The sequence below is a fragment of the Arthrobacter hankyongi genome (assembly GCF_022012395.1).
Lineage (GTDB): Bacteria > Actinomycetota > Actinomycetes > Actinomycetales > Micrococcaceae > Crystallibacter > Crystallibacter hankyongi.
Genome location: NZ_JAKLTQ010000020.1, coordinates 1 through 25,378 on the forward strand (window position 1 = coordinate 1; position 25,378 = coordinate 25,378).

Genomic DNA, 25,378 nt, shown 5'->3' on the forward strand with positions numbered 1-25,378 from the left:
AGGTGAGGGCACTGCTTGAAGGCTAAAGCAGGGAAGTTCCGCGCCGGACCGGGGAAGCGGGGCCGGGTGCGAGCCGGTCAGCGGCGCCGGGCGCCCCAGACGGACCTACAGGTCCGGGCGTCCGGCCATCGCGGAAGAGGCCTGGGCGTGCTCGCGCCGCGGGATCCGGCCGGCTCCCGCGGCCAGCCGGCCGGCGATGACGGCATGCCGGAATGCGGCGGCCATCCGCACCGGGTCCTGTGCCCGGGTCACCGCAGTGGCCAGCAGCACGGCGTCGCACCCAAGCTCCATGGCAAGGGCAGCGTCCGACGCGGTGCCGATGCCGGCGTCGAGCACCACCGGCACCCCGGCGCGGCTGACGATCAGCTCGATGTTGTGCGGGTTCAGGATGCCCAGCCCGGTACCGATCGGTGCGCCCAACGGCATCACGGCCGCGGCGCCGAGCTGTTCCAGCCGCAGCGCCAGCACTGGATCATCATTGGTGTAGGCGAAGACCTTGAACCCCCGCCCCACCAGCTGCTCGGTGGCGTCCACCAGTTCGACGGCGTCGGGCAGCAGGGTGTGCTCGTCGGCGATCACCTCCAGCTTCACCCAATCGGTTTCCAGCGCCTCCCGGGCCAGCTCGGCCGTCAGCACCGCCTCGCGCGCGGTGAAGCAACCGGCCGTGTTCGGCAGCACCCGGATGCCGCGCTCCAGCAGCAGCGCGAAGAGCGAGTCCCCGGCGCCAGGACTGTAGCGGCGCATCGCCACCGTGGTCAGCTGCGTCCCGGAGGCCGCCAGCGCGGCGTCGAGGCCGTCAAGGCTGGGGGCGCCGCCGGTACCCATGATGAGCCGGGACGCCAGCGCCACACCGTCGATGAGCAGCGGATCGTTTTCCATCTGTCAGCCTCCCTGGACCGCGTTGATGATTTCGATGTCGTCGCCGGCGGCCAGCGTGGTGGCCGACCAGCTGCGGCGCGGGACCACTTCGGCGTTGCGCGCCACGGCTACGCCCAGCCGGGCCCCGTCCACGGGCTGTCCGTCCGCAGCCAGCGCCCTGCCGGTGATTTCGCCGACGAGGTCGGCCAGCGTCCGTCCGGCGGTGATGGTCCGGGGGCTGCCGTTGAGGTTGATGGCTGTCATGCGGGGTTCCTTCCGGTTAGGGTGCGGGAGAATCGGTCGGGCCGGAATCTGTCCCAGCCCGGGTCCGGGGCCGAATCCAGCAGCAGGCGGCAGATCCGCGCGGCGATGGGGGTCAGCAGCACACCGTGGCGGAAGAAGCCGGTGGCGATAATCAGTCCGGGGATGTCTGCGCCGCCGGGCCCGGCCACCCGGCCGAGCAGCGGGGCATTGTCGGGCGTGCCCGGCCGGGCCCGCGCCGTCGTTTCGATCAGCTCCAGCTCTGCGACGGCAGGCACCAGAACCTGCGCATCCCGCAGCAGCTGGTAGGCGCCGCCGGCCGAGACGGCCGCCGAGCCATCCTCGCGCTGGGTGGCGCCCAGCACCACCGTTCCGTCCTCGCGGGGCACTAGGTAGACCGGCTGGCCGCGGACCAGGCCCCGAACCGTGGCCGTCAGCAGCGGCCGCAGGGTGGCGGGCACGCGCAGCCGCAGGATATCGCCGTAAACGGGCCGCAGCGGCAGCCGCAGTCCCGCGGGTAGTCCTGCGACGTCGGCGGTGCCCAATCCGTTGGCCAGGATGACGTCCGTGGCGCGCAGCGTGCTGCCGCCGGCCAGTTCGACGCCGATCACCGCAGAGGTTGTGTCCGTCGGATCTTCGTGCAGCAGCCCGGCTGCGGATTCCCGCACCAGCCAGCCGGGCCAGCCTTGGCGGCGAGCGTGGCCGGCCAGCGCCGACTGCAGGGCATCGGCCAGCACCCGCGGATCCACCTGATGATCCTGCTCGATGCCGAAGGCACAGGACAGCTGCGGTCCGAGCATCGGTTCCTGGCTGCGGACCTGGCGCACACCGAGCGGTTCCACCGCCAGTCCGTGCTTCAGCTGTAGCTGGCGCAGATCGGCCAGGGCCTGCCGGTCCGCGGCGTCCGCACCGACCACCAGCGTCCGGGTGGACCGGTAGCCGGTGGGGCCGTCCCCCAAGGGTGCAATGAATTCCGGATACAGTGCGGCTGAAGCCAGGGTCAGCTCGAGTAGGTCCTCTTCCTGGAAGTGCAATTCGCTGACCGGCGCCAGCATGCCCGCGGCGGCGAAGGTGGCGCCGGTTGCCGGGGCCGGGTCGATCACCCGGACGCTGCGGCCCGCGCTCGCCGCCTCCCAGGCAATCCCGAGGCCGACGATCCCGGCACCGACGACGGCGACATCCACCTCGGGAGCGTGGGTTCCGGCATGTGCGAGCAAAGTTCCTTGTCCTTCCCTACGCCGGTACTAACCGGATCAGGTCAAGCGGTCGGCGCCGTGCGCCCTCTCAGCCCGTCCGGGCTCCCGCAGTCGAAGTTCACCATAGCAGTTGCATCGACTCCCATGGCGCAGCCGCCGCGCCGTCGCCCGCTGGAAGCGACGGGACCCTCGCGACTACGCTGCGGTGAAGCTGCAGTTAGGCTGGGGAGCATGCCACTTGAATCCGCCCGACTGTACCTGTGCACCGACGCCCGTACCCGCCAAGGCGACTTCGCCGCGTTCATCGACGCCGCGTTCGCCGGCGGCGTGGACATCATCCAGCTGCGGGACAAGGCCATTGAAGCCGCCGAGGAACTGGAGCTGCTGGCCGTGCTCGCCACCGCAGCCCGGCGGCACGGCAGGCTCTGGGCGGTCAACGACCGGGCGGACATCGCGATGCTTTCGGGCGCCCCGGTCTTCCACATCGGGCAGCAGGACCTGCCGCCGGCGTCGGCACGCTCGCTGGTGGGTCCGCAGGTGGGCATCGGTCTGTCCACCCACAGCCCGGAGCAGGTGGCCGCGGCCGTGGCCCGGCCGGACCTCGACTATTTCTGCGCCGGCCCGGTCTGGGCCACGCCCACCAAGCCGGGCCGCGCCGCCGTGGGCCTGGAGCTGGTCAAGGAAGCCGCGGCACAGGTGCAGGCCGCCGGCAGCGGGCGGCCCTGGTTCGCCATCGGCGGCATCGACCTGTCCAATGTGGAGCAGGTGGTCGAGGCCGGGGCCGGCCGCGTCGTCGTCGTGCGCGCCATCACCGAGGCCGATGATCCGGCCGAAGCCGCCGGCAGGCTGCTGGCTGCCCTGCCGCCGCTCTGAACCTGGCCGGCCGCCAGCCGGGAAGGCTCAGCCCGCCGCGATGGCGGCGGTACGAGCCGAGGTCAGGCTGACCAGGTCTGCCGGGGCGAGCTCAAGGTCCAGGCCCCGGCGCCCGCCGGACACCAAAACGGTGGCGAATCCCAGCGCGGTTTCATCGATCACCGTGGGGGAGGGGTGGCGCTGGCCCAGTGGCGAGATGCCGCCAAGCACGTAGCCGGTGCGCCGCTCGGCGTCCTTCGGGTCCGCCATCGCGGCCCGCTTCCCGCCCAGCGCGGCGGCGCACTTCTTCAAGTCCAGCGAGCCGCTGACCGGCACGACGGCGACGGCCAGGGAACCCTCCACCGAAACCAGCAGGGTCTTGAAGACCCGCGCCGGGTCGATGCCCAGCGCGGTGGCCGCCTCCAGCCCGTAGTTCGTGACGGCCGGATCGTGCTCGTAGCTGTGCAGCGTATGGGGAACCCCGGCCGCCACAAGGACCTTGGTGGCCGGGGTTCCCGCCGCGTGCTTTGCTGCCTTGGCCATGGCGCGCCCGCTAGGCCGCCGTGGCTTCGCGGATTTTGCGCTTGACCCGCCCGAGCATCGCCGCCATGCCGCGCATCCGCAGCGGCGAAATGGCCCGGGTCAGGCCCAGCTGGTCGGTGACGTCGTCGGGCACGGCCAGGATCTGCTCGGCCGGCAGCCCGTTCAACCCCTCGTGCAGCACGGAAGCGAAGCCGCGGGTGGTCGGAGCCTCCGGCGGTGCCGAGAAGTACAGCTGGACCGCCCGTTCCGGGGCCTGCCCAACCTCGATGGTCAGGAACAGCGGGGACTGGCACTCAACCACCTGCTCCAACAGTTCCGGATGGCCCGCCAGGCGCTCTGGCAGCGGCGGCAGCGACCGGGAGAAGTCCAGCAGCAGTTCCAGCCGCTCGGATTCCTCCATGGACTGGAAGTCATTGACGATCTCGGCCAGCTGTGCCGGCATGTTCTGCACTGTCACGAGGAATAATTCTACGCGCCGTGCCGCCCGCGCCGCGGCTGGGGGGCCGCGCCGGGCTCGCTGCCCTTGACGATCGGCACCCGCACGGCGTTGCCCCACTCGGTCCAGGAACCGTCATAGTTGCGCACGTTCTCGAAGCCGAGCAGGTACTTCAGCACGAACCAGGTGTGGCTGGAACGCTCGCCGATGCGGCAGTAGGCCACCACGTTGTCGCCCTCGGCGAGGCCGGCTTCGTCGCGGTAGATCTTCTCCAGCTCCTCCCGGGTGCGGAAGGTGCCGTCCTCGGCGGCGGCGCGGCCCCAGGGCACCGAGACGGCGCTGGGGATGTGGCCGCCGCGCAGCGTGCCCTCCTCGGGGTAGGCAGGCATGGTGGTGCGCTCCCCGGAGTATTCCTCCGGGGAGCGGACATCGATCAGGGGATTGCCGAAGTGGTTGAGCACGTCGCCGATGTAGGCGCGGATGGGCGCGTCGTCGCGCTCCACCACCGGATAGTCCACCGCGGTGACCTCCGGCTTGTCGGTGGTCAGTTCCCGGCCCTCGGCGATCCACTTGTCGCGGCCGCCGTCGAGCAGGCGTACGTCGTCGTGCCCGAACAGGGTGAACACCCACAATGCATAGGCGGCCCACCAGTTGCTCTTGTCCCCGTAGATCACCACCGTGGTATCGCGGCCGATGCCGCGGGACCCGGCGACCGCGGCGAACTGTTCGCCGTCGATATAGTCGCGGGAAACCGGGTCGTTCAGGTCCGTGTGCCAGTCGATCTTCCGCGCGCCGGGAATGTGGCCGGTCTCATACAGCAGGATGTCTTCGTCGGATTCGAGCACCACCACGGAGCCGCTGCCCAGGTTGGCCGCGAGCCAGTCGGTGGAGACCAGCCGCGCGGGCTGGGCGTAGGCGGAAAACTTCTCGTTCTGTTCTGCGGGTGCAGGCATTAGTGTCCCTTTCGAGGGTGCGCGGAAGGCTGGTTACTGTTTAGCCTAACCAGCGCGGCCGCCATTTGCTTCCGGTCCCGCGTCCGTCCGGCCTGCGCCGCGAATCCGCAATTGCGCCGCCGTAGCGTATCGTTTTCGTGGCGGCAAATCACCGCAGCATGATCCTGCAGCGCAAGAATACGGAAGGCAACGGTCAGCCCAGCGTGCCCCAGATAGAACAGCTTTCACGCCGTACGCCCAAGGTGTCGGTGGACGAACTCCTCCAGGGTTTCCACCCGTCGCCGCGCTTCGGCGAGGTTTCCTTCGCCAGCTACCGGCCGGATCCGAAGCAGCCCTCGCAGGCCGGCGCCGTCGCCTCGCTGAAGGACTTCGCTGCCGCCGTCGACCACAAGCAGCCCACCGGTCTGCGGCGCTTGTTCGGTGGCCGCAAGCAGGCAGACAGCCGCGCCGGAATCTACCTCGACGGCGGCTTCGGCGTGGGCAAGACCCACCTGCTGGCTTCGCTTTGGCATGCCGTGGACGGGCCCAAGGCGTTTGGCACCTTCGTCGAATACACGAACCTGGTGGGCGCGCTGTCCTTCCGCAAGACCGTGGACGCCCTGAGCAGCTACGAACTGGTCTGCATCGATGAATTCGAGCTGGACGATCCGGGGGACACCGTGCTGATGTCCCGGCTGATGCGCGAATTGGCCGACGCCGGAGTGAAGCTGGCGGCGACGTCCAATACCCTGCCTGGTTCCCTCGGCGAGGGCCGCTTCGCGGCCGTGGACTTCCAGCGCGAGATCCAGGTGCTCTCGGACCAGTTCGACGTCGTACGGATCGACGGCGAGGATTTCCGCCACCGCGGCCTGCCGGCCGCGCCGGAGCCGATGACGGACCTGGACCTCAAGCGCAAGATCCACAACGATTTTTCCGGCAGGGTGGTGGCGGCGGACGAATTCACCGATCTGGTCAAGCACCTGGAGGGTGTGCATCCGAGCCGCTACCGGCAGTTCATCGACGGCATCGACGTGGTGGCCTGGCATAACGTGTCCACGATTACCGAGCAGGCCGTGGCGCTGCGCTTCGTGGTGCTGGCGGACCGGCTGTACGACAAGGACGTGCCGATCATCGCCAGCGGGGTGCCGTTCGACCAGATTTTCACACCTGAAATGATGGCCGGCGGCTACATGAAGAAGTACTTCCGGGCGGTTTCCCGGCTCACCGCGCTGGCGCGCGAGGGGCAGAAGGGCGAGGCCGCCGCCTAAAGACCGGGGCGCGCTCCAGGCTCGGACATGGCAAAGGCGCCGGTGCCGCCTCCCGGCGGGACCGGCGCCTCCGTTGCCGTGCTCGAAGAGCGAGGTCAGGCCGAAGGGTTCCCGCCGGGAGCCGGGGGCTCACTGCCGCGGTTGCGCTCGGCCTTGTTGATCAGCTGGTTGGCTTTCGCCTGCAGGTTGTCAACCTTGCCGGCGTACTTGCCGCCGGTTTTCTTGTCGATGAAGTCGCCGACGCTGCCGACGGCTCCCTTGAATTTTCCGGCGTTGCCGCCGACGAGGTTTTCCGCCCTGCCTTTGAGCTGTCCGGCCTTGCCCTTGAGCTCGTCAAATACAGACACAGCCACCTCCCTTCTGCCATGGGGGAGTCGGGGGCTCCCGCCTGCCCCATGGTAGGCAGATGGCAGAGCGGCTGAACAGGGCAGCGGGCTATTGTCTGCCCGGCGTCCAGGGCTGGAGCCAGTCCGTGGCCGGCCATTGCTCGGCGGCGGCCATCAGCTCGAAGGCCGTACCACCGTCGATGGATTCGCGGATGATGTCCGCGTGTCCGGCATGCCGGGCCGTTTCGGCGACCAGATGCGTCAGCACCCAGCGCAGCGAGTATCCTTCGCGCCGGCCGGCAAACCACGGATCGTCCGGCAGGGTGACCGGAGCATCCAGTGAATCCGCGGCGCGGGCGGCTGCCTCCGTGCGCCGCGCCACGGCGTCATACTCCTGGAGCATGCCGGCCATCGTCTCGCCGTAGGCCAGCTGGAAGTCAGCCGCGTAGTCAGCGTAGTCCCGGGCCTGCAGGGCGGCAGGCTGCTGTTGTGCGATCTCCAGCCAGTGGGCTTCGGTGCGGCAGACGTGTTTGACCAGTCCGCCGATCGACAGGGCGCTGGCCGTGGGGGAGAGCCTGAGCTGGTCCTCGGTCAGTCCGTACGCCGTGAGCTTGAGGACGTAGCGCTGCTGGGCCAGGAAGGCCAGCAGCGTCTCGAGCTCGCTGTCATGGGGGTCGGCAAAGCCGGGCATGGATCCTCCTGCGGATGGATTCCGGTCCACGCCATTATGCTGGCCCGGACGTTGCGAAGGAACCCGGGCAAGGCCGGCTTTAAACGAAAAAACGGCCGCTGGGGCCGTTGTTTCGTGGATGGAGCGGACGACGGGATTCGAACCCGCGACATCCACCTTGGCAAGGTGGTGCTCTAGCCAGCTGAGCTACGTCCGCGCGGAACGGTGCGGAACCGTTCCAGTGGGCGATACTGGGATCGAACCAGTGACCTCTTCCGTGTCAGGGAAGCGCGCTACCGCTGCGCCAATCGCCCGCGCCGGCATCGGATCCGAAAGGCCCGGCCGCCGGTGCGGCATTCCAAGGTTGCCCCGGAATTGGAGCGGACGACGGGATTCGAACCCGCGACATCCACCTTGGCAAGGTGGTGCTCTAGCCAGCTGAGCTACGTCCGCGCGGAACGGTGCGGAACCGTTCCAGTGGGCGATACTGGGATCGAACCAGTGACCTCTTCCGTGTCAGGGAAGCGCGCTACCGCTGCGCCAATCGCCCATTGCCATCACAATGTCTTACGGTACTTCGGTTGCAGACCTGTCCCCGTCGGGACTTCCGGTACTGCAAACGAGGTGGGGACGGGATTCGAACCCGCGTATACGGCTTTGCAGGCCGCTGCCTCGCCTCTCGGCCACCCCACCGTGGCCTGAGAATTCCAGGACCCGCCGGCTGTGCCGGCACTTACAGTGATCTGCGAGCGGACGACGGGATTCGAACCCGCGACATCCACCTTGGCAAGGTGGTGCTCTAGCCAGCTGAGCTACGTCCGCATGCGGTTATCCACGGCAGGCTGCCGCGTTTCCAACGAGTAAAAACTCTATCCGACCGCATGCCCTTTCGTCCAATCGGGTCTTGCTTCCGCGTGTTGGCGCGGCCGTCGGGGATTACAGCCGTGTAATTTCCGGCCCGGCGAAGGGGCTTGTGGTGCCTGCCGACCGGTGGGTCCACCCGCGTACGCCAGCGGGAGCTGCGGGCCGTTTTTGCATCCGGGGATCTGTTTGCTAATGTTTTCTAGGTCGTTCCCGACGGGGGCGGCAGAGTCCGGGCGATTGGCGCAGTGGTAGCGCGCTTCGTTCACACCGAAGAGGTCACTGGTTCGAACCCAGTATCGCCCACCTACGGAAAAGGCCCCCTTCCAATCATGGAAGGGGGCCTTTTCGTGCCGTTTGGTGCCGCGGGGCGCTGCCCGATAACCAACCTTGTCCTGTTCCCTGGTGGGAACCGTCAACCGTATCTGGATCTGCTGTCGCAGCCGTCTGACATGATTTTGGTATGACTTCTCCGGCTCTAGCCCATCAGACCGCCAACGGGCGCATGTACTCGCGCTCGCTCAACGAATCGCCGACGGTGCCGTCGATTACCACGGTGATCTCCCAGGCGCCCTCGGACATGAGCGGCTGGGCCGGGCACATGGCAGCGACCACCCTCGCCCGCGACCCTGGGCTGGCCGCGGCGGCCGGGAACCCGGCCAGGTTGAAGAGCCTGGCGAAGGAGGCGTCCGCAGCGGCGGACCGTTTCCGGAACGCGGCCGCCGAGCGAGGGGACCGGGTGCATTTCTATGCCGAGCAGGTGGCCCTGCGCGCCCTCGGCCGGCCGCATCAGCTGGCTGAGGCCCGGGAGGAACTCCGGTCCCGCGGGGAGGACGCCTTCGCGGCCCGGCTCGACGAATGGTGGCAGCTCTACGGTGTGGAGCCGCTCGTTCCCGAAATCACCGTCTGGAACCAGGAGGTCGGTTATGCCGGAACCCTGGACCTGGTGGCAAGGATCGGCGGCCGGCTGTGCCTGATCGACTTCAAGACCAAGGGCACCGACCGCAGCGGCCAGGTCAAGGCGATGGACGAGAAGGTCGTGATGCAGCTGGTGGCCGGCATGAAGGCACAGGAGTCCCTGCTCGACGCCGGGGCCGGCAGCTGGGAACCCTGGGCGTACGGCTCGGACCCGATCCTGCTGGGCGTGGCGGTCGGCGAAACCGAAGTGCGGCCGATGCAGGCCAATCCCGCCGTGCTGCGCTACCACTGGTACAAGTTCTGTGCGCTGCGCCGCGTCTGGGAGACGCAGCTGCAGGCAGCCGAGGCCGGGCGGGCGCTGTTGCCGATCGGCCCGCCGGCTGTGCACCCCGAGGCCGCCGGCGCCGCGGCCCTAGACTAAGGGGGAGCCTGAAGCAAGAGTGAGGAAGCATTAGCAATGACGATCCTGAGCATCCGGATCATCGGCGATCCGGTCCTGCGGACTACGGCGGAGCCTGTGACGGATTTTGGTCCGGAACTGGCCAAGCTGGTCGAAGACATGGACCAGACCATGGAAGACGTGGACGGCGCCGGACTGGCCGCGCCGCAGGTGGGTGCCAGCCTGCGCGTGTTTACGTATAGAATCGACGGCCGCCGCGGCCACATCATCAACCCGGTGCTGGAAACCAGCGAGGACTTCCAGCCCGACGCCGTGGAAGGCTGTCTGTCCATTCCCGGACTCGGCTTCCCGGTACGGCGGCGGCGCTGGGCGCGGGCCACGGGCGTGGATATCCACGGCAACAGAGTGGTGGTCGAGGGCGAAGGCATGCTGGCGCGCTGCCTGCAGCACGAGACGGACCACCTGGACGGCATCCTGTATACGGACCGGCTCGACGGCGAAGACCGCAGGAAGGCGCTGCGTGCCATCCGCAACGCGTCCTACAACACGGTGGCCGAGGATACCGCGGCCAAGCGTGCGGCCAGCGTGGGCTCGGGCTTCGGCGCCGGTACTTTCGGGCAGTCCCGGGCGTGACGGCGGAGAGCCCGATGCGGGTCCTGTTCGCCGGCACGCCGGCGGTGGCAGTGCCGTCCCTGGACCGGCTGCTGGACGCCGGCTTTGACGTCGTCGCCGTGCTGACCCGCGAAGATGCCCCGGTGGGCCGTAAGCGCATCCTGACCCCGTCCCCGGTGGCCGCGCGTGCTGCGGAACTGGACCTGCCGGTGATCCGGGCCAACCGGATCGATGCCGCTGCCGCTGAAGCCATCGCCGCCTGCCGGCCCGATGCTGCGGCGATTGTCGCCTACGGCGGGCTGGTCCCGCCGGCCGCGCTGGCCATCCCGCCGCATGGCTGGATCAACCTGCACTTCTCCCTGCTGCCGGCCTGGCGGGGCGCCGCGCCCGTACAGCACAGCGTGATCAACGGGGATGAGTTGACCGGGGCATCCACCTTCCTGCTCGAGCAGGGGCTGGACACCGGTCCGGTCTACGGCACCCTGACCGAAGTCCTGCGGCCTGAGGACACCAGCGGGGACTTGCTGCAGCGGCTGGCGCAGTCCGGCGCCGTGCTGCTGGCACAGACGCTCTCGGCCGTGGCGGCAGGCAAGGCGGTGGCAGTGCCGCAGGCCGGGGAGGTTTCGCTGGCACCGAAGCTGTCGCTGGCGGACGGTCGGGTCGACTGGCGGCAGCCGGCCCTGGCCATCCGCCGCCGGATCAACGGCGTCACTCCCGAACCCGGGGCCTGGACCATACTGGAGGGCCAGCGGTTCAAACTCGGTCCCGTCCGGCTGCGGCAGGACGACGACGGGCTGGCGCCGGGACAGGTGCTGCCGGGCAAGGCCGGGGTGCTGGTGGGGACAGGGTCCTGCGCGGTAGAGCTCGGCCAGGTCCAGCCGGCCGGGAAGAAGATGATGGCCGCCGCGGATTGGGCGCGCGGCTTGGGACAACGCGAGGATGTGCACTTCGAGTGAACGGCCAGGACACACCACACGGACGCGGCGACGGCCGCGGTGGCCGCGGCGGGCAGTCGCACCGCCGGCGCAATGAGGCCGGACGCGAGCGCAACCGCGGCGGCGTCCGGCAGTATTCGCAGACTGCTCCGTCGCAGCGTACCCGGGCCGCGGACCCGGCCCGGCTGGCGGCCTTCGAGGTGCTGCGGGCAGTCGAACGCGACGACGCCTACGCCAATCTGGTGCTGCCGGCCAGGATCCGTCAGCACCGCCTGGACCGCCGGGACGCGGGTTTCGCCACCGAACTGGCCTATGGGGCGCTGCGCGGGCAGGGAACCTATGACGCCATCCTGGCCCGCTGCGTGGACCGTCCGCTGGAGCGGCTGGATCCGGCCATCCTGGACGCGCTGCGGCTCGGCGCCCATCAGCTGCTGGCCATGCGGGTGCCGGCGCATGCGGCGCTGGACCAGACCGTGGGGCTGGCCCGCGCGGTGATCGGTGCCGGACCGGGTTCGCTGGTCAATGCCGTGCTGCGCCGGGTCAGCGCCAAGGACCTGGCCACCTGGACCGCGGAACTGACCGAAACCGAAACCGACCCGGTCAAACGGGCCGCCCTGGTGCACAGCCATCCGGAGTGGATAGTCCGTGCCCTGCGCCAGTCCCTGGTCGGACACGGCCGCAGCGTGGACGAACTGGAAGCCCTGCTGGAGGCGGACAATGCCGCCCCGGTCGTGAACCTGGTGGCGCTGCCCGGGCTGGGCAGCCTCGATGAGGCCATCGACGCCGGGGCCGAACCGGGGGAGCTGGTGGAGGATTCCGCGCTGTACGCAGGCGGTGACGTGGGCCGGCTGGCCAGCGTCCGCGCCGGGACCGTGCGGGTCCAGGACGCCGGCTCCCAGCTGATCGCCCGGGCCGTCGCCGCGGTGCCGCTGGATGGTTCTACGGCCGAGCGCTGGCTTGATTTGTGCGCCGGACCGGGGGGCAAGGCGGCCCTGCTGGGCGCCCTGGCGGCCCGCTCGGGCGCCACGCTGCTGGCGAACGAACCGGCCGGGCACCGGGCGGAGCTGGTCCGCAAGGCGCTGGCGGCGGTGGATCCGGCGGTGTGGGAGGTACGCACCGGGGACGGCCGGGAGCTGGGCCGGCTGGAGCCCGCAGGCTTCGACCGGGTCCTCGTGGATGTGCCCTGCACCGGGCTCGGTGCCTTGCGGCGCCGTCCCGAAGCGCGCTGGCGGCGCCAGCCCTCGGACCTGGCCCAGCTCGGCCCGCTGCAGCGGGAGCTGCTCGATTCGGCGGCCGAAGCCACCCGCCCCGGCGGCATCGTCGCCTACGTCACCTGCTCGCCGCATCCGGCCGAGACCACCGCCGTCGTCGCGGACCTGCTGCGCCGGCGCCGGGACCTGGAGCTGCTCGACTCCGCGGCCATCCTCGACGCGGCGAGCCTGCCGGGCAGGCTGCAGGCAGGCCAGGCGGAGCCGGGAACCGATGGCACCACCGTGCAGCTGTGGCCCCACCTGCACGGCACCGACGCAATGTTCATGGCACTTCTGAGGCGAAAGTAGGCCCTTCTTCAATGAACCAGTGCTGCATCCATCCCAGCATCCTCTCCGCGGACTTCGTCAATCTCGAGGCCGAACTCCGGCGGATCGACACGGCGGATGCCGTGCATGTGGACGTGATGGACAACCATTTTGTCCCGAACCTGACCATCGGCCTGCCCGTGGTATCCCGGATCCAGAAGGTCAGCCCGGTGCCGCTGGATGCGCACCTGATGATCGCGGACCCTGACCGCTGGGCCCCCGCCTATGCCGACGCCGGTGTCTCCTCGGTGACCTTCCATGTCGAGGCCGCCGCGGCCCCGGTCCGGCTGGCCCGCGAGCTGCGGGCCCGGGGTGCCAAGGCGGGCATGGCGCTGCGGCCGGCCACCGCCGTCGAACCGTTCCTGGACCTGCTGCCGGAGATGGACCTGCTGCTGATCATGACGGTGGAGCCCGGATTCGGCGGCCAGGCGTTCCTGGACGTGACGCTGCCCAAGATCCGCCGGGCGGCTGCGGCCGTGGCCGGGTCCGGGCTTCCGGTAGCCATCCAGGTGGACGGCGGCGTCACCGAGGAAACAATCCTGCGGGCCGCCGAGGCAGGGGCCACGGTCTTCGTGGCCGGCTCCGCGGTCTACGGCGCGGAGGATCCGAACGAGGCGATCGGCCGGCTGCGGGCAGCCGCCGCGCGCTGACTTACATCGACTGGGCGGGTAACGGCCTTTTCACCGCTGAAAAGGCCGTTACCCGCCCAGTCGATCAGGTGGGGGAGTGTGTTCTGTTACACAGGATTACCGCCGCGTGAACGGCGCTGCCGCGGGTGTGGAACAATGGCAACGTACAAACGTGCTCCGGGGTCGGTGTAAGTCCGAACCGGCGGTTATAGTCCGCGACCCGTTGCCGAAGGCCTCCTCCTGGCGGTCCGAAGCAGCGGCTGAGCCGGTGGAATTCCGGTACCGACAGTTACAGTCTGGATGGGAGAAGCACGTACAGGCGGTTTGCGAAGGCGGACCGGCTGCGGTTTGAACCGCGGCCCGGATCCCTTCCTGCCCCGCACTGTCGTAACCCCGGAGCCGCCGCGGCTTAGGAAGGGGACGACATGGATCTTCTGCGGTGGCTCTTTGATGCTCAGATACCGGTGGCCGGCAGCGCACTGCTGCTGCGCGAGGTGCTGGGCAATATTTTCGGACTCCTCAGCGCCCTCGGCGGCATGCGCCGCAAGATCTGGGCCTGGCCGCTGGGCATCATCGGCAACGCGCTGCTGCTGACCGTTTTCCTGGGGTCGATCTTCGGCGAGGCCTCCACGGCGAACCTGCTCGGCCAGGCTGGCCGGCAGGTGATGTTCATCGCCGTCTCCGTCTATGGCTGGGTCCGCTGGCGCCAGGGCCGCGACGGCAGCGGCTACGCCGTCACGCCGGCCTGGGCCTCCGGCCGTACCCGGCTGGGCCTGGCCGCAGCGTTGGTGCTCGGCACGGTGGCGCTGACGCCGCTGTTCGCCGCGCTCGGTTCCTACGATCCGGTCTGGGCCGATGCCTGGACGTTCGTCGGTTCGCTGCTGGCCACCTACGGCATGGCCCGCGGCTGGGTGGAGTTCTGGCTGATCTGGGTCGCCGTGGACGTGGTGGGTGTGCCGCTGCTCTTCAGCGCCGGCTATTACGCCACCGCCTTCATGTACCTGTTCTACGGTGCCTTCACGGTGGCCGGCTTCTTCGTCTGGGCCCGGGCGCAGGCCCGTGCCGTCCAGGCCCGGCCGGCGGCTGACGCTGTCCCCATCGGGGCGGCCCGATGAGCGCGCCGGCTGCCTCCGCGGCGTTCCCGACGGCGTTTTCCCCGGCCGAGACGCACGCCATGCAGGTGGCCCTGGACGCGGCCCGGCAGGGTCCCCGCGGAGCGAACCCGCTGGTGGGCGCCGTGGTGCTGGACCCGTCCGGGGAGATCCTCAGCGTGGGCCACCACCGCGGCGCCGGCACCCCGCATGCCGAGGTGGATGCCTTGGCCGGCCTGCGGGCCCACGGCCCGCTGCCGGAGTTGTCCGCCTGCACCATGGTGGTCACGCTGGAACCGTGCAACCATCACGGCCGTACCGGGCCCTGTGCCGCCGCCATTGCCGACGCCGGCATCGGCGCGGTGGTGTATGCCGCCGCGGATCCGACCGCCGAGGCGGCCGGCGGCGCCGCCTACCTGGCCGACGCCGGGGTGGCGGTGCGCGGCGGGCTGTCCGCGGAGCAGGCCCTGGAGCTGAACCAGCGCTGGTTCCGGGCCAGGGCCGAGGGCCGGCCCTTCACCACCTTGCATATCGCCCAGACGCTGGACGGGCTGATCGCCGCCGCCGACGGCACCAGCCAGTGGATCACCGGCGAGGCGGCGCGGCTGGACAGCCACGGCATCCGCGCCCGGGTGGACGCCATCGTGGCCGGCACCGGCACCGTGCTGGCGGACAATCCGCGGCTGACGGCCCGGGATGCCGGCGGCCGCGAGCTGGAGCGCCAGCCGCTGCGCGTGGTGCTCGGCCGGCGCGGGGTGCCGGAAGATGCCGCGGTGCGCGGCACCGACGGCCGGTTCCTTCAGCTGGACGGCCGCGACCCGGCCGCGGTGCTCGGCGAGCTGGCAGCGCGCGGCGCCGGCCACGTGATGATCGAGGGCGGGGCCACCGTGGCCGGCGCCTTCCTCGCGGCCGACCTCGTCGACGAACTTGTGCTCTACCTGGCGCCGCTCATGCTCGGAACCGGCACGCGGTCCACCGGGGACCTGGGCATTGCCAGCCTGGCGGACGCCTCGCGCTGGCGCTGGGACCCCGCCGGCCCGGCCCGGCCCCTCGGCGCGGACCTGCGCCTGACTCTTGAACCTCTTCCGCTTGCGCGGCACAACGAAAGGCCATAGGCATGTTTACCGGAATTATCACTGAACGCGGCACGGTGGATTCGCTCGTGCCGCACCCCGAAACCGACTCGGCGGTGCTGACCTTCAGCGCCCCGGCCACCGGCAAGGACCTCGAGCTGGGCGGCTCCATCGCCGTCAACGGCGTGTGCCTGACCGCCGTCGCCGTCGAGGGCGGCCTGGTCAGTGTGGACGTCATGGGCGAGACCCTGGTGCGGACCACCACCGGCGCGCTGAGCGCCGGGATGGGGGTGAACCTCGAGCGCTGCGTGCCCGCCGGCGGACGGCTGGACGGCCACGTGGTGCAGGGTCATGTCGACGGCGTCGGCAGCCTGCTCGAGCGCGAGGACAAGGGCGACTGGGAGCGGCTGCGCTTCGCGGTGCCGCCGGCCCTGGCCCGCTACATCGCCGAAAAGGGTTCCATCGCCGTCGACGGCGTGTCGCTGACGGTGACGGCGGTCAGCCCGGCGGACGCCCAGCAGCACTGGTTCGAGGTGGGACTGATCCCCACCACGCTGGCCGAAACGGGCCTCGGCCTGAAGGAGCCCGGGGAGAACGTCAACCTGGAGGTGGATGTGCTGGCCAAGTACGCCGAGCGCCTGCTCTCGTTCGCGAACACGGCCGCCGCAGCCGAAGGAGGCCGGCGATGAGCGCCGCCGTGGAACCGGACATCCGGCTGGACGCGATCGAACTGGCCATCTCCGCCATCGCCGCCGGCCGGCCGGTGGTGGTGGTCGACGACGAGGACCGCGAGAACGAGGGCGACATTATTTTCGCCGCCGACGCCTCTACTCCTGCCCTGATGGGCTGGACCGTGCGGCACACCTCCGGCGTGGTGTGCATCCCGATGGCCGGCAGCCGGGCGGACGAGCTGGGCCTGCCGCCGATGGTGGAGGTCAACCAGGACTCCAAGGGCACGGCCTACACCGTCTCCTGCGACGCCGCGACGGGCATCACCACGGGTATCAGCGCCGCGGACCGCGCCCGGACCGCCTCGCTGCTGGCGTCCCCGAAGAGCACCGCCGCGGACTTCACCCGCCCCGGGCACCTGTTTCCGCTGCGCGCCGTCGATGGCGGCGTGCGCCAGCGCCGCGGCCACACCGAGGCCGCGGTGGACCTGTGCCGGCTGGCCGGGCGCGCCCCGGTGGGCGTGATCGCCGAACTCGTGCATGACGACGGCGACATGATGCGTCTGCCGGCCCTGCGCGCCTTTGCCGACGAGTACGGCTGCCCGCTGGTCTCGATCGAGGACCTGGCGGCCCATCTGGCCGGCGGGGAGGTGACGGCGTGAGCCGCGTCGCCACCGGCAGCGGGGAAGGGCTGCGCCCGGACGCCGCCGACGGGACCGTCAGCGGCGGGCTCGTCAGCGGCGGGCCTGCGGTCCAGCTGCCGACGCCGTTCGGCGTGTTCACCGCGCGGGCCTGGACGGACGCGGCCACCGGCGTGGAGCACCTGAGCATCACCTCCCCGGTCCCCGCGGCAGCCGCTCCGCTGGTGCGGCTGCACTCGGAGTGCCTGACCGGGGACGTGTTCGGTTCCTACCGCTGTGACTGCGGCGAGCAGCTGGACCAGGCCCTGTCCGTGATCGCCGAGCAGGGCGGGACCGTGCTGTACCTGCGCGGCCAGGAGGGCCGGGGAATCGGCCTGGCCAACAAGATCCGTGCCTACGCGCTGCAGGAGGCCGGCGCGGATACCGTGGAGGCCAACGAACAGCTCGGCCTGCCGGTGGACGCACGGGACTACAGTGCCGCCGCGGCCATCCTGCAGGCGATGGGCCTGAGCTCCATCCGGCTGTTGAGCAACAACCCGGCCAAGCGCGACAAGCTGACGGTGCTGGGGATCACGGTTACGGAAATGGTCTCCACCGAGGTCCCTTCACGCGAGCACAACCGCCGCTACCTGCAGACCAAGCGCGACCGCATGGACCACCGGCTCGCCCTGCTCGAGGACAACCCGGTCCGCCAGAGCTGAGCGCGCAAGCCATCCCCGAAAGACCATCACGAAAGAAGGAACCCACCTATGAGCGGCCACGGCGCACCTGCCATTGACATCACCGCCCTGAACACCGGCGGCGCGGACCTGAAGCTGGCCATTGTCGCTGCCAGCTGGCACACCACCATCATGGACGGCCTGGTGGCCGGCGCACTGCGCGCCGCCGCCGAGGCCGGTATCGCCGAACCGGCGCTGGTCCGGGTTCCCGGAGCATTCGAGCTGCCGGTGGCCGCGGCCCGGCTGGCCCCGCACTACGACGCCGTGGTGGCGCTCGGCGTCGTTATCCGCGGCGGCACGCCGCACTTCGACTATGTCTGCGACGCCGCCACCAGCGGCCTGACCAGCGTCAGCGTCACCAGCGGCAAACCGGTGGGCTTCGGCGTGCTGACCTGCGACACCGAGGAGCAGGGCCTGGACCGGGCGGGCCTGGAAGGCTCCTCCGAGGACAAGGGGCACGAGGCCGTCACCGCCGCGCTGGCCACCGCCGCAACCCTGCGGGGCCTCGGCGTCTAAACCACGCTGACCCGTCCCCACCGGGACGAATGGGGCCGCAGCTGTCCGGCGGACAGCTGCGGCCCCATCCGTCCCGAGATGTCCGTCACATAGCCGGGAGGCGTTTGGGGCGGCGGACTCCAGCTGTCGTACCCTTGAAACCGTGAAATCCTTCGATACCCTCTTTGCCGAGCTGAGCGAGAAGGCGCAGCAGCGCCCCGCAGGCTCCCGTACCGTCGCCGAGCTGGACTCCGGTGTCCACGGCATCGGGAAAAAGGTTGTCGAAGAGGCCGCCGAGGTCTGGATGGCGGCGGAGTACGAGTCGGACGAGGCTGCCGCCGAGGAAATTTCCCAGCTGCTGTACCACCTGCAGGTACTGATGCTGGCCAAGGGCCTGAGCCTGGAAGACGTCTACAAGCATCTCTAGCGGGACGCCGCCGGCCGTCCGCCTGTGCGGACGGCTGCTGCGCAGGCGTTCCGCCTCAGCCCAGCCTTGGCCTGACGGCCGCGATGCGGCCGTTCCTTCTGCAGAAAGTTTTCCCATGCTCCGCGTTGCAGTTCCCAACAAAGGATCCCTTTCCGAGGCCGCTTCCGGCATGCTCGCCGAAGCCGGCTACCGCCAGCGCCGCGACAGCCGCGAGCTGGTCATGGTGGATCCGGACAACGAGATCGAGTTCTTCTACCTGCGCCCGCGCGATATCGCCGTCTATGTCGGCACCGGGACCCTGGACGTGGGCATCACCGGACGCGACCTGTTCCTGGACGCGCAGGTCGACGCCGATGAGCTGCTGACCCTTGGCTTTGGCGGGTCGACCTTCCGCTTTGCCGGGCCGGTCGGCGAGTTCTCCGATGTCAAGCAGCTGCACGGCCGGCGGCTGGCCACCAGCTACGACGGGCTGCTGCGCTCCTACCTCTCCGGCCGGGGCGTGGAGGCCAAGGTGGTCCGGCTCGACGGCGCGGTGGAGTCCTCCGTGCGCCTGGGCGTGGCGGACGCCATCGCCGACGTGGTGGAGACCGGCAATACGCTCAAGGCCGCCGGCATGGAGGTCTTTGGCGAACCGATCCTGAAGTCCGAGGCCGTGCTGATCGGGCGCCCGGGCGAGGCTCCGCAGGGCCTGGACGTGCTGATCCGCCGGCTGCGCGGGGTGATCGTGGCCCGTGAGTACGTGATGATGGACTACGACGTCCGCAAGGAACTGGTGGAAGAGGCGGCCGCGCTGACCCCCGGCCTGGAATCCCCGACGGTCTCCCCGCTGCGGGATTCGGACTGGGTGGCGGTCCGGTCGATGGTCAAGCGGAACCAGACCAACCGGATCATGGACGAACTCTATGAGATCGGCGCCCGCGCCATCCTGGTCAGTTCCATCCACGCCTGCCGGATCTGATCGGGAGCCAATCATGAGCGTTGCAATCCGTGTTATTCCCTGCCTGGACGTGGATGCCGGCCGGGTGGTCAAGGGCGTCAACTTCGAGGGCCTGCGCGACGCCGGGGATCCGGTGGAGCTGGCCCACCGCTACGACCGGGCCGGCGCGGACGAGCTGACCTTCCTGGACGTCACCGCGTCCTCGGGCAACCGCGAGACCACCTTCGACGTCGTTGCCCGGACGGCGGAAGAAGTCTTCATTCCGCTCACCGTCGGCGGCGGGGTGCGCGAAGTGGCGGACGTGGACAAGCTGCTGCGCTACGGTGCGGACAAGGCGGCGATCAACACCGCCGCGGTGGCCCGCCCGGACGTGATTGATGAGATCACCCGGCATTTCGGCTCGCAGGTGCTGGTGCTGTCGCTGGATGCCCGCCGTGCGCCGGATGCCAACGTGCCCTCCGGGTTCGAGGTCACCACCCACGGCGGCCGCAAGGGCACCGGGATCGACGCCGTGGCCTGGGCGAAGGAGGCCGCGGACCGCGGCGTGGGCGAGATCCTGCTCAACTCGATCGACGCCGATGGCACCAAGGACGGCTTCGACCTGGAAATGATCCGGGCGGTGCGTGCCGCGGTGAAGGTGCCGCTGATCGCTTCCGGCGGGGCCGGCAAGCCCGAGCACTTCCCGCCGGCCGTGGCCGCGGGCGCGGACGCCGTGCTGGCCGCCTCCGTCTTCCACTTCGGCCCGGACGACGCCATCGCCCAGGTGAAGCAGGCCATCCGGGAAGCCGGCTACCCGGTCCGCTAAGTCGGTTAAGAGGCTCCATCGTGAGGTTGTGGTCCGTCCATCCCCGCTACCTGGACCGGCAGGCGCTGACCGCCTGCTGGCGCGAGGGGCTGCTGGCGCAGGCCGTGCTGCGCGGGGCCACCCGCGGCTACACCCAGCATCCGCAGCTGGAACGGTTCCGGGCCCAGCCGGCCCCGCTGCAGGCCGTAGGCGCCTACCTGCTGGGCGTTGCCGACGAGGCCGCGGCCCGCGGCTACCGCTTCGACCGCACCAGGATCTGCCAGCTGCCTGACGGACCGCTGGCGCTGTCGCTGGAAACCGGGCAGCTGGACTACGAGTGGGGACACCTGATGCGCAAGCTCGAGCTGCGCAGCCCGGAGACGGCGGCCCGCTGGGCACAGGTCGTGCGGCCGGAGCCGCACCCGCTGTTCGCGCTGGTGGAGGGCCCGGTGGCCGGCTGGGAGCGTCCCGGCCGTTAGGCCGGCGGTGGTTCCGGATCCTTGCCGCCAAGGTCCTCGAGGAACCGGATGACCGTCTCGCGCTCGGCCGGGGTCAGCCGGGCCGCGGCGTCGAACCGGCGGACGTGCTGGCGGCCCACGGTTTCCCGCGCGAGCGTGTAGGTCTCCGGCGTGATGGCGATGGCCAGGGCGCGGCGGTCCGTCGGATGCGGGGACCGGGTGATATGCCCGGCGTGGGCCAGCCGGTCCAGGACCTTGGTGGTGGCTGCGGTGGAAATCTCCAGATGTGCCGCGAGCGCTCCGGGTGTGGCGACCAGGTTCTGGTTCTGCGCGGCCATCAGGAAGCGCAGCGCCTTCATATCCGTCTCATTGAGCTGCATGTACTTGCGGGAAGCCTCGCTGGCCCGCTGCTCGGCTTCCCGCCAGCCCTGCAGTGCCTCCAGCACGCGCACGATCTGGTCCACGTCGCCGTCGCCGAGTCCTGTACGCGTGACGAGTTGCTGGTGCGGATCGATGAGGCGCGGATCGAGGATCGAACCGGCCAGGCCGTCGTCCCGGCGCTGATCATTCTCCACGGCTCCAAGTCTAGCCTCAGCATGATGCATGCTAAGTTATTTACTAGATTGGTTAGCTAAATCGAGCAGCCCCGGCGGAATGGATGTCACGATGCCCACGAAGACCGAACCGGCCGTCAGCGCGCGGGACGCACAGCACACCGGACCGCCGCGCTGGCTGCGCTGGCTGCTGCCCGCACTGCTGATCGTGGCCTGGCTGGCTGCCGGTTCCGTCGGCGGGCCGTACTTCGGCCGGGTGGACGAGGTTTCCTCGAACGATGCTACGAGCTACCTGCCGGCCAGCGCAGATGCCACCCAGGTGCAGGCGCTGCTGCCCGAATTCAGTGGCAGCGATGCGGTTCCGGCCATCGTGCTCTTCACCGCTGAGCGCAAGCTCGACCAGGGGCAGCTGGCGGAAATTACTGCCGCTGCCAAGCAGTTCGCCGGCCTCGGCGCGGTGGACGGCGAGGCCTCCCCGGTGATCACCTCGGACGATGGCCGCGCCGCGCAGGTGTTCGTGCCGGTCCGCAGCGACCTGAACGTGGGCGAGGCCGTCGCCGAACTGCGCGAAGCGGTCCGGGCAGGCGCCCCGGCCGGCGTGGCCGTCTACGTGACTGGTCCGGCCGGCTTTACCGCGGACCTCGCGGCAGCGTTCACCGGCATCGACGGGCTGCTGCTGGCCGTGGCCCTCGGGGCAGTCCTGGTTATCCTGATGGTCGTCTACCGATCGCCGCTGCTGCCCTTCATCGTGCTGGGAACCAGCGTCTTTGCGCTGTGCGTAGCCCTGTTGACCGTCTGGTGGCTGGCCAAGGCAGGAGTGCTGCTGCTGAGCGGACAGACCCAGGGCATCCTGTTCATCCTGGTGATCGGTGCCGCGACCGACTACTCGCTGCTGTACGTTGCCCGCTACCGCGAGGCCCTGATGTCCTGCCGCACGCGGTGGGACGCCACATGGGCTGCGCTGCGGGGGTCGTTCGAACCCATCCTGGCCTCGGGCGGCACGGTGATCGCCGGCCTGCTCTGCCTGCTGCTCAGCGACCTGAACTCGAACAAGGCGCTGGGCCCGGTGGCCGCGATCGGCATCGTCTTCGCGATGGCGGCGGCGCTGACGCTGCTGCCGGCGTTGCTGCTCTGGGCCGGCCGTGCCGCCTTCTGGCCCCGCCGCCCGCGCTTCGACCCGGCCGGTGGCCGGAGGGCGGAGGGCGCCGAAGTGCCGCGCAGCGGAGCATGGACCCGGCTGACCGGGCTGGTGGCCCGGCGGCCGCGGATGGTCTGGGCGGTCACCAGCCTCGTACTGCTGGCCGCCTGTGCCGGTGTGCTCCAGCTGAAGGCCGACGGCGTACCGTCCAGCGACCTGGTGCTGGGGCAGTCCGAGGCCCGCGACGGCCAGGCCGCCCTCGGCGTGCATTTCCCGGGCGGCTCGGGTAGTCCCGCCTACCTGGCAGTGCCCGAGGACCGCTTCGATGAGGTGGCCTCGGCACTGCTGGCGGCTGACGGCGTCGAAAGCGTCGCGGTGGTGGCCGCGGATTCGCCGGGCGGAACCGCCCGGGTGACCGCCGACGGCGTGCAGGGCTTCGGTCCGCCCGGCACGCCCGCTCCGGCGCCGACCGTGGTGGACTCGCGGGTGATGCTGCAGGCCACGCTGGCCGACGCCGCGGACTCGGCCGCCGCCGAGCAGACGGTGCGCGGCCTGCGCGCGGACCTCGGCAGCGAGGTGCTGGTCGGCGGCGTGACGGCCACGGCCATCGACTCGAACGACGCGTCGATCCATGACCGCAACGTCATCATTCCGGTGATCCTGATGGTCATCCTGGCGATCCTGATGCTGCTGCTGCGCTCGGTGCTGGCTCCGGTGCTGCTGATCCTGACGGTGGTGCTTTCGTTCGGAGCGGCGATGGGCGTTTCGGCACTGGTGTTCAACCACATACTCGGGTTCCCCGGCGCGGATCCGGCGGTGCCGCTCTATGGCTTCGTGTTCCTGGTGGCGCTGGGCATCGACTACAACATCTTCCTGATGACCCGGGTCCGCGAGGAGTCCCTGGTGCACGGTACCCGCACCGGCATACTCCGTGGTTTGTCGGTGACCGGCGGGGTGATCACCTCGGCCGGGCTGGTGCTCGCCGCCACCTTCGCGGCCCTGGGCGTGCTGCCGATCCTCTTCCTGGCGCAGCTGGCCTTCATCGTGGCCTTCGGGGTGCTGCTGGACACCTTCGTGGTCCGCTCGCTGCTGGTCCCGGCGCTGGCCTACGACGTCGGCCGCCGCATTTGGTGGCCCTCGCGGCTGGCCCGCCGCGGCCTGGAAGGCGGCGCACGCTAGAGGAACTGGACGAGGCCATAGCCTGCCAGCAGAATCCCCAAGGCCAGCATCACGGCGGCCGTGACTCCGCGGCCGTTGCGCTGCAGCCAGCTGTAGGCAGCGGCCAGGCGCACCCGGGCCCGCTCGGGGGATTTCAACCAGGCCGTGATCGGAAAGATGATCGTGGACTGGGCGGCGGCCGCATATACGACGACGAGGAAGGTCTGCTGGACGGCAGAGGGATTCTGGACGCTGATCAGTGCCCCGGCCGTTACGGCCAGCAGGAGTGCCTTGGGGCGCAAATTCAAGCCCAGGCCCAGGGCGGTGAACTCCCAGGAGCGGGCGGTACGGAACCGCTGCGTAATTTTTTCAAGCCCTGCGCCGTTCGCCCGGCGGCCGCGTGCGAACAGGAAAACGGCGTAGCCAATCAGGAACAAGCCAAGCAGGAGCGCCATCACCGCCACTGCCTGGTCCTGTTTCCAGGGCCGTGCGACCGGCAGGGAGCGCAGGCCGATAGTGGCCAGGCCCACGACCACGACCGATCCGGCCACGCTGCCGAACAAAAACGGCAGGGCACCGCGCCGCGGCTCCGGGGAGAGCAGGATCAGCAGCATGACGCTGATCGGCACCGTGCTCATCGCCGCCGCAGCGGCGACGGGGACCAGGCTGAAGACGGTGCTCAGCATGCGGCGGTCATCCGGCCCGGGCCGCAGCAATGGGCCGGCGGCGCGCTACACTCCCGGGACACTGCCGGGTAACGGGGGAGATGCACGCCGTGCCCGTCGGCGGCGGGCCCGGATCTGCTCGTCTTCTTCCTTGAGGATGGGTACGAGTTCGGTCCGGTCGCCCGTGATGGGCCGCCACCAGGCCATGGACGGGTCCGAGTCGAGGATGATGGTGCGCACCAGCAGGGTCAGCGGCACGGCGAGGATGGCCCCCATCGGGCCCAGGACAACGGCCCAGAAGAGCACCGAGACGAAGGTCAGCGTCTCGCTGAGGGCTACCGCGTTGCCAACATACTTGGGCTGGATCACGGACTGGATGACGCTGTTGACCACGCCGTAGATGACGATGACGGCGATCACCGTCGGCCAGCCGCCGGTGAGGAAACCGAAGAACAGCGGCGGGATGATGGCGATGAAGTAGCCGATGTTGGGGATGAAGCTGCAGATGAAGGAGAGCAGGCCCCAGAGCAGTGCGCCCGGAACCTGCAGGATGAGCAGGGTGATCCAGTTGAACAGCCCTTGGACGATGCCCAGGACGGTGGTGGCCACCATGTAGCGGCGCACCGAGGCGCCGTAGATGTTGAACGCAGCGACCATGTGCGGATGATGGTGGTTCAGGAGTTTCAGCAGAGCCGATGTCTGCGAGCCTTCCATTCCCATCAGGATCAGCAAGGTCAGGATGATGACCAGCGCGGCCACGATGTCGGTGATGTTGCCCAGCAGGCCGCCGAGGAAATTGACGATCCGGCCCGGATCGAACCCGGACAGCACGGCTTCCACCTGCTGGGAGCCGAAGCCCAGCCGCTCCAGCCCGCTGCTGATGTTGGCACCCAGTTGCTGGATCTGGGGGGCGAATTGCGGCAGCAGCGAACCGAACTGGGCGAGGGCACCGAGCAGGACCGCCACGAACCCTGCCAGCAGGCCGAAGACCACCACGATGGTAGAGCCGGTAGCCAGGCCCCGGGGGATTCCGCGTCGGTGCATCCAGTGCCGGACCGGACTGACGCAGATGGTGAGCACCAGGGCCAGGAACATGGGATTGAAGATGCCGCGGATGGAGGCGATGCCGAAGGCGGCTACGGTACCGCCGGCCAGGGCCAGCAGGACAGTGGTCCCGCGGGGAAAGAGCGGACGCGGCGTTGGGGCCAGTGGCTCCGGTTCCATCGGACCCTCCTTTGAGCGGTCTGGGGGTGACCGTCCTAGACGAAGTCTAGAGCCGCGGAGGGATTCATAGAA

Annotated in this window: 29 protein-coding genes, 7 tRNA genes and 2 riboswitches; of the genes, 19 read left to right on the forward strand and 17 right to left on the reverse strand. The window is 69.8% G+C overall.

What is annotated here, in order from left to right; genetic code table 11:
- Positions 1 to 105: 105 nt before the first annotated feature.
- The 3 genes from LVY72_RS19310 to thiO all read right to left on the reverse strand — a co-directional run bounded on the left by LVY72_RS19310 (position 106) and on the right by thiO (position 2,336).
- A complete protein-coding gene (locus LVY72_RS19310) occupies positions 106 to 879 on the reverse strand; it encodes a thiazole synthase (protein ID WP_237825252.1) in 774 nt (257 codons plus the stop codon).
- Between the two features lie 3 nt (positions 880 to 882).
- Entirely contained in the window at positions 883 to 1,122 is a 240-nt protein-coding gene (gene thiS, locus LVY72_RS19315) for a sulfur carrier protein ThiS (protein ID WP_237825259.1), read from the reverse strand.
- Positions 1,119 to 2,336, reverse strand: a complete 1,218-nt coding sequence (gene thiO / locus LVY72_RS19320; RefSeq protein ID WP_237825267.1) for a glycine oxidase ThiO — start codon at positions 2,334 to 2,336, stop codon at positions 1,119 to 1,121. The genes thiS and thiO overlap by 4 nt, the downstream gene beginning before the upstream one ends.
- A riboswitch (TPP riboswitch) is annotated at positions 2,332 to 2,434 on the reverse strand. (Overlaps the previous gene by 5 nt.)
- Before the next feature lie 112 nt (positions 2,435 to 2,546).
- Between thiO and thiE the strand changes: the two genes are divergently transcribed.
- The gene (thiE, locus tag LVY72_RS19325) at positions 2,547 to 3,188 is read left to right on the forward strand and encodes a thiamine phosphate synthase (RefSeq protein ID WP_237825275.1); all 642 of its coding nucleotides are present in this window, start codon (positions 2,547 to 2,549) and stop codon (positions 3,186 to 3,188) included.
- Between the two features lie 27 nt (positions 3,189 to 3,215).
- Here thiE and ybaK read toward each other — a convergent pair whose 3' ends face one another.
- The 3 genes from ybaK to LVY72_RS19340 are packed head-to-tail and all read right to left on the reverse strand — an operon-like array spanning position 3,216 to position 5,099.
- On the reverse strand, positions 3,216 to 3,710 hold the full coding sequence (gene ybaK, locus LVY72_RS19330) for a Cys-tRNA(Pro) deacylase (RefSeq protein ID WP_237825283.1): 495 nt from the start codon (positions 3,708 to 3,710) through the stop codon (positions 3,216 to 3,218).
- 10 nt (positions 3,711 to 3,720) lie between these two features.
- Complete coding sequence (locus LVY72_RS19335; protein ID WP_269092712.1) at positions 3,721 to 4,152, reverse strand: SufE family protein; 432 nt, start codon at positions 4,150 to 4,152, stop codon at positions 3,721 to 3,723.
- 26 nt (positions 4,153 to 4,178) lie between these two features.
- Positions 4,179 to 5,099 carry a sulfurtransferase gene (locus tag LVY72_RS19340; RefSeq protein WP_237825288.1) on the reverse strand — a complete coding sequence of 307 codons (921 nt, stop codon included), beginning with the start codon at positions 5,097 to 5,099 and terminating at the stop codon, positions 4,179 to 4,181.
- 203 nt (positions 5,100 to 5,302) lie between these two features.
- Between LVY72_RS19340 and zapE the strand changes: the two genes are divergently transcribed.
- Positions 5,303 to 6,346, forward strand: a complete 1,044-nt coding sequence (gene zapE / locus LVY72_RS19345) for a cell division protein ZapE (RefSeq protein ID WP_237825660.1) — start codon at positions 5,303 to 5,305, stop codon at positions 6,344 to 6,346.
- A 95-nt stretch (positions 6,347 to 6,441) separates the two neighbouring features.
- Here the strand turns inward: zapE and LVY72_RS19350 are convergent, their stop codons facing one another.
- From LVY72_RS19350 to LVY72_RS19385, 8 genes are all read right to left on the reverse strand, one after another.
- Positions 6,442 to 6,693 (reverse strand): antitoxin, encoded by a 252-nt coding sequence (locus LVY72_RS19350; protein WP_237825290.1) that lies wholly within the window; start codon positions 6,691 to 6,693, stop codon positions 6,442 to 6,444.
- Between the two features lie 88 nt (positions 6,694 to 6,781).
- Entirely contained in the window at positions 6,782 to 7,363 is a 582-nt protein-coding gene (locus LVY72_RS19355; protein WP_237825291.1) for a DinB family protein, read from the reverse strand.
- Positions 7,364 to 7,482: 119 nt separating this feature from the next.
- Positions 7,483 to 7,559, reverse strand: a tRNA-Gly gene (locus tag LVY72_RS19360).
- 25 nt (positions 7,560 to 7,584) lie between these two features.
- Positions 7,585 to 7,656: transfer RNA gene (locus LVY72_RS19365), tRNA-Val, on the reverse strand.
- A gap of 62 nt (positions 7,657 to 7,718) precedes the next feature.
- Positions 7,719 to 7,795 (reverse strand) — tRNA-Gly (locus tag LVY72_RS19370).
- A gap of 25 nt (positions 7,796 to 7,820) precedes the next feature.
- Positions 7,821 to 7,892 (reverse strand) — tRNA-Val (locus LVY72_RS19375).
- A 72-nt stretch (positions 7,893 to 7,964) separates the two neighbouring features.
- Positions 7,965 to 8,035, reverse strand: a tRNA-Cys gene (locus tag LVY72_RS19380).
- 55 nt (positions 8,036 to 8,090) lie between these two features.
- Positions 8,091 to 8,164 (reverse strand) — tRNA-Gly (locus LVY72_RS19385).
- Positions 8,165 to 8,437: 273 nt separating this feature from the next.
- Between LVY72_RS19385 and LVY72_RS19390 the strand changes: the two genes are divergently transcribed.
- From LVY72_RS19390 to LVY72_RS19465, 16 genes are all read left to right on the forward strand, one after another.
- Positions 8,438 to 8,509, forward strand: a tRNA-Val gene (locus LVY72_RS19390).
- Between the two features lie 157 nt (positions 8,510 to 8,666).
- Complete coding sequence (locus tag LVY72_RS19395) at positions 8,667 to 9,542, forward strand: cytochrome (protein ID WP_237825294.1); 876 nt, start codon at positions 8,667 to 8,669, stop codon at positions 9,540 to 9,542.
- A 36-nt stretch (positions 9,543 to 9,578) separates the two neighbouring features.
- The gene (gene def, locus LVY72_RS19400) at positions 9,579 to 10,154 is read left to right on the forward strand and encodes a peptide deformylase (protein ID WP_237825302.1); all 576 of its coding nucleotides are present in this window, start codon (positions 9,579 to 9,581) and stop codon (positions 10,152 to 10,154) included.
- Positions 10,155 to 10,168: 14 nt separating this feature from the next.
- Positions 10,169 to 11,089, forward strand: coding sequence for a methionyl-tRNA formyltransferase (fmt, locus tag LVY72_RS19405; protein WP_237825662.1), 921 nt, complete (start codon positions 10,169 to 10,171; stop codon positions 11,087 to 11,089).
- Positions 11,086 to 12,627, forward strand: coding sequence for an RsmB/NOP family class I SAM-dependent RNA methyltransferase (locus tag LVY72_RS19410; RefSeq protein ID WP_237825304.1), 1,542 nt, complete (start codon positions 11,086 to 11,088; stop codon positions 12,625 to 12,627). The genes fmt and LVY72_RS19410 overlap by 4 nt, the downstream gene beginning before the upstream one ends.
- An 11-nt stretch (positions 12,628 to 12,638) precedes the next feature.
- Complete coding sequence (gene rpe, locus LVY72_RS19415; protein ID WP_237825321.1) at positions 12,639 to 13,295, forward strand: ribulose-phosphate 3-epimerase; 657 nt, start codon at positions 12,639 to 12,641, stop codon at positions 13,293 to 13,295.
- A gap of 147 nt (positions 13,296 to 13,442) precedes the next feature.
- A riboswitch (FMN riboswitch) is annotated at positions 13,443 to 13,591 on the forward strand.
- 108 nt (positions 13,592 to 13,699) lie between these two features.
- Positions 13,700 to 14,389: a nicotinamide riboside transporter PnuC gene (gene pnuC / locus LVY72_RS19420; protein WP_237825328.1), complete on the forward strand. Its 690-nt coding sequence runs from the start codon at positions 13,700 to 13,702 to the stop codon at positions 14,387 to 14,389.
- Entirely contained in the window at positions 14,386 to 15,480 is a 1,095-nt protein-coding gene (gene ribD, locus LVY72_RS19425) for a bifunctional diaminohydroxyphosphoribosylaminopyrimidine deaminase/5-amino-6-(5-phosphoribosylamino)uracil reductase RibD (protein ID WP_237825330.1), read from the forward strand. The genes pnuC and ribD overlap by 4 nt, the downstream gene beginning before the upstream one ends.
- Before the next feature lie 2 nt (positions 15,481 to 15,482).
- Positions 15,483 to 16,127, forward strand: a complete 645-nt coding sequence (locus LVY72_RS19430) for a riboflavin synthase (protein ID WP_237825332.1) — start codon at positions 15,483 to 15,485, stop codon at positions 16,125 to 16,127.
- The gene (gene ribB, locus LVY72_RS19435; protein WP_237825339.1) at positions 16,124 to 16,768 is read left to right on the forward strand and encodes a 3,4-dihydroxy-2-butanone-4-phosphate synthase; all 645 of its coding nucleotides are present in this window, start codon (positions 16,124 to 16,126) and stop codon (positions 16,766 to 16,768) included. The genes LVY72_RS19430 and ribB overlap by 4 nt, the downstream gene beginning before the upstream one ends.
- Positions 16,769 to 16,797: 29 nt before the next feature.
- A complete protein-coding gene (ribA, locus tag LVY72_RS19440; RefSeq protein ID WP_237825664.1) occupies positions 16,798 to 17,448 on the forward strand; it encodes a GTP cyclohydrolase II in 651 nt (216 codons plus the stop codon).
- A 48-nt stretch (positions 17,449 to 17,496) separates the two neighbouring features.
- Positions 17,497 to 17,982: a 6,7-dimethyl-8-ribityllumazine synthase gene (ribH, locus tag LVY72_RS19445; protein ID WP_237825347.1), complete on the forward strand. Its 486-nt coding sequence runs from the start codon at positions 17,497 to 17,499 to the stop codon at positions 17,980 to 17,982.
- A gap of 142 nt (positions 17,983 to 18,124) precedes the next feature.
- The gene (locus LVY72_RS19450; RefSeq protein ID WP_237825349.1) at positions 18,125 to 18,388 is read left to right on the forward strand and encodes a phosphoribosyl-ATP diphosphatase; all 264 of its coding nucleotides are present in this window, start codon (positions 18,125 to 18,127) and stop codon (positions 18,386 to 18,388) included.
- A 115-nt stretch (positions 18,389 to 18,503) separates the two neighbouring features.
- A complete protein-coding gene (gene hisG, locus LVY72_RS19455; protein WP_237825356.1) occupies positions 18,504 to 19,346 on the forward strand; it encodes an ATP phosphoribosyltransferase in 843 nt (280 codons plus the stop codon).
- Positions 19,347 to 19,359: 13 nt separating this feature from the next.
- On the forward strand, positions 19,360 to 20,130 hold the full coding sequence (gene hisF / locus LVY72_RS19460) for an imidazole glycerol phosphate synthase subunit HisF (RefSeq protein ID WP_237825371.1): 771 nt from the start codon (positions 19,360 to 19,362) through the stop codon (positions 20,128 to 20,130).
- A 20-nt stretch (positions 20,131 to 20,150) separates the two neighbouring features.
- Complete coding sequence (locus LVY72_RS19465; RefSeq protein ID WP_237825372.1) at positions 20,151 to 20,588, forward strand: pyrimidine dimer DNA glycosylase/endonuclease V; 438 nt, start codon at positions 20,151 to 20,153, stop codon at positions 20,586 to 20,588.
- On the opposite strand, the gene LVY72_RS19470 is transcribed toward LVY72_RS19465, so the two are convergent.
- Positions 20,585 to 21,142 carry a MarR family winged helix-turn-helix transcriptional regulator gene (locus LVY72_RS19470; RefSeq protein ID WP_237825380.1) on the reverse strand — a complete coding sequence of 186 codons (558 nt, stop codon included), beginning with the start codon at positions 21,140 to 21,142 and terminating at the stop codon, positions 20,585 to 20,587. The two genes, LVY72_RS19465 and LVY72_RS19470, sit on opposite strands and share 4 nt — an antisense overlap.
- A 91-nt stretch (positions 21,143 to 21,233) precedes the next feature.
- Between LVY72_RS19470 and LVY72_RS19475 the strand changes: the two genes are divergently transcribed.
- Positions 21,234 to 23,438, forward strand: a complete 2,205-nt coding sequence (locus tag LVY72_RS19475) for an MMPL family transporter (RefSeq protein WP_237825388.1) — start codon at positions 21,234 to 21,236, stop codon at positions 23,436 to 23,438.
- On the opposite strand, the gene LVY72_RS19480 is transcribed toward LVY72_RS19475, so the two are convergent.
- Both LVY72_RS19480 and LVY72_RS19485 read right to left on the reverse strand, forming a co-directional pair.
- Positions 23,435 to 24,103 (reverse strand): GAP family protein, encoded by a 669-nt coding sequence (locus LVY72_RS19480; protein ID WP_237825395.1) that lies wholly within the window; start codon positions 24,101 to 24,103, stop codon positions 23,435 to 23,437. The genes LVY72_RS19475 and LVY72_RS19480 overlap by 4 nt on opposite strands.
- Before the next feature lie 45 nt (positions 24,104 to 24,148).
- Positions 24,149 to 25,306, reverse strand: coding sequence for an AI-2E family transporter (locus LVY72_RS19485; protein WP_237825397.1), 1,158 nt, complete (start codon positions 25,304 to 25,306; stop codon positions 24,149 to 24,151).
- Positions 25,307 to 25,378 lie beyond the last annotated feature (72 nt).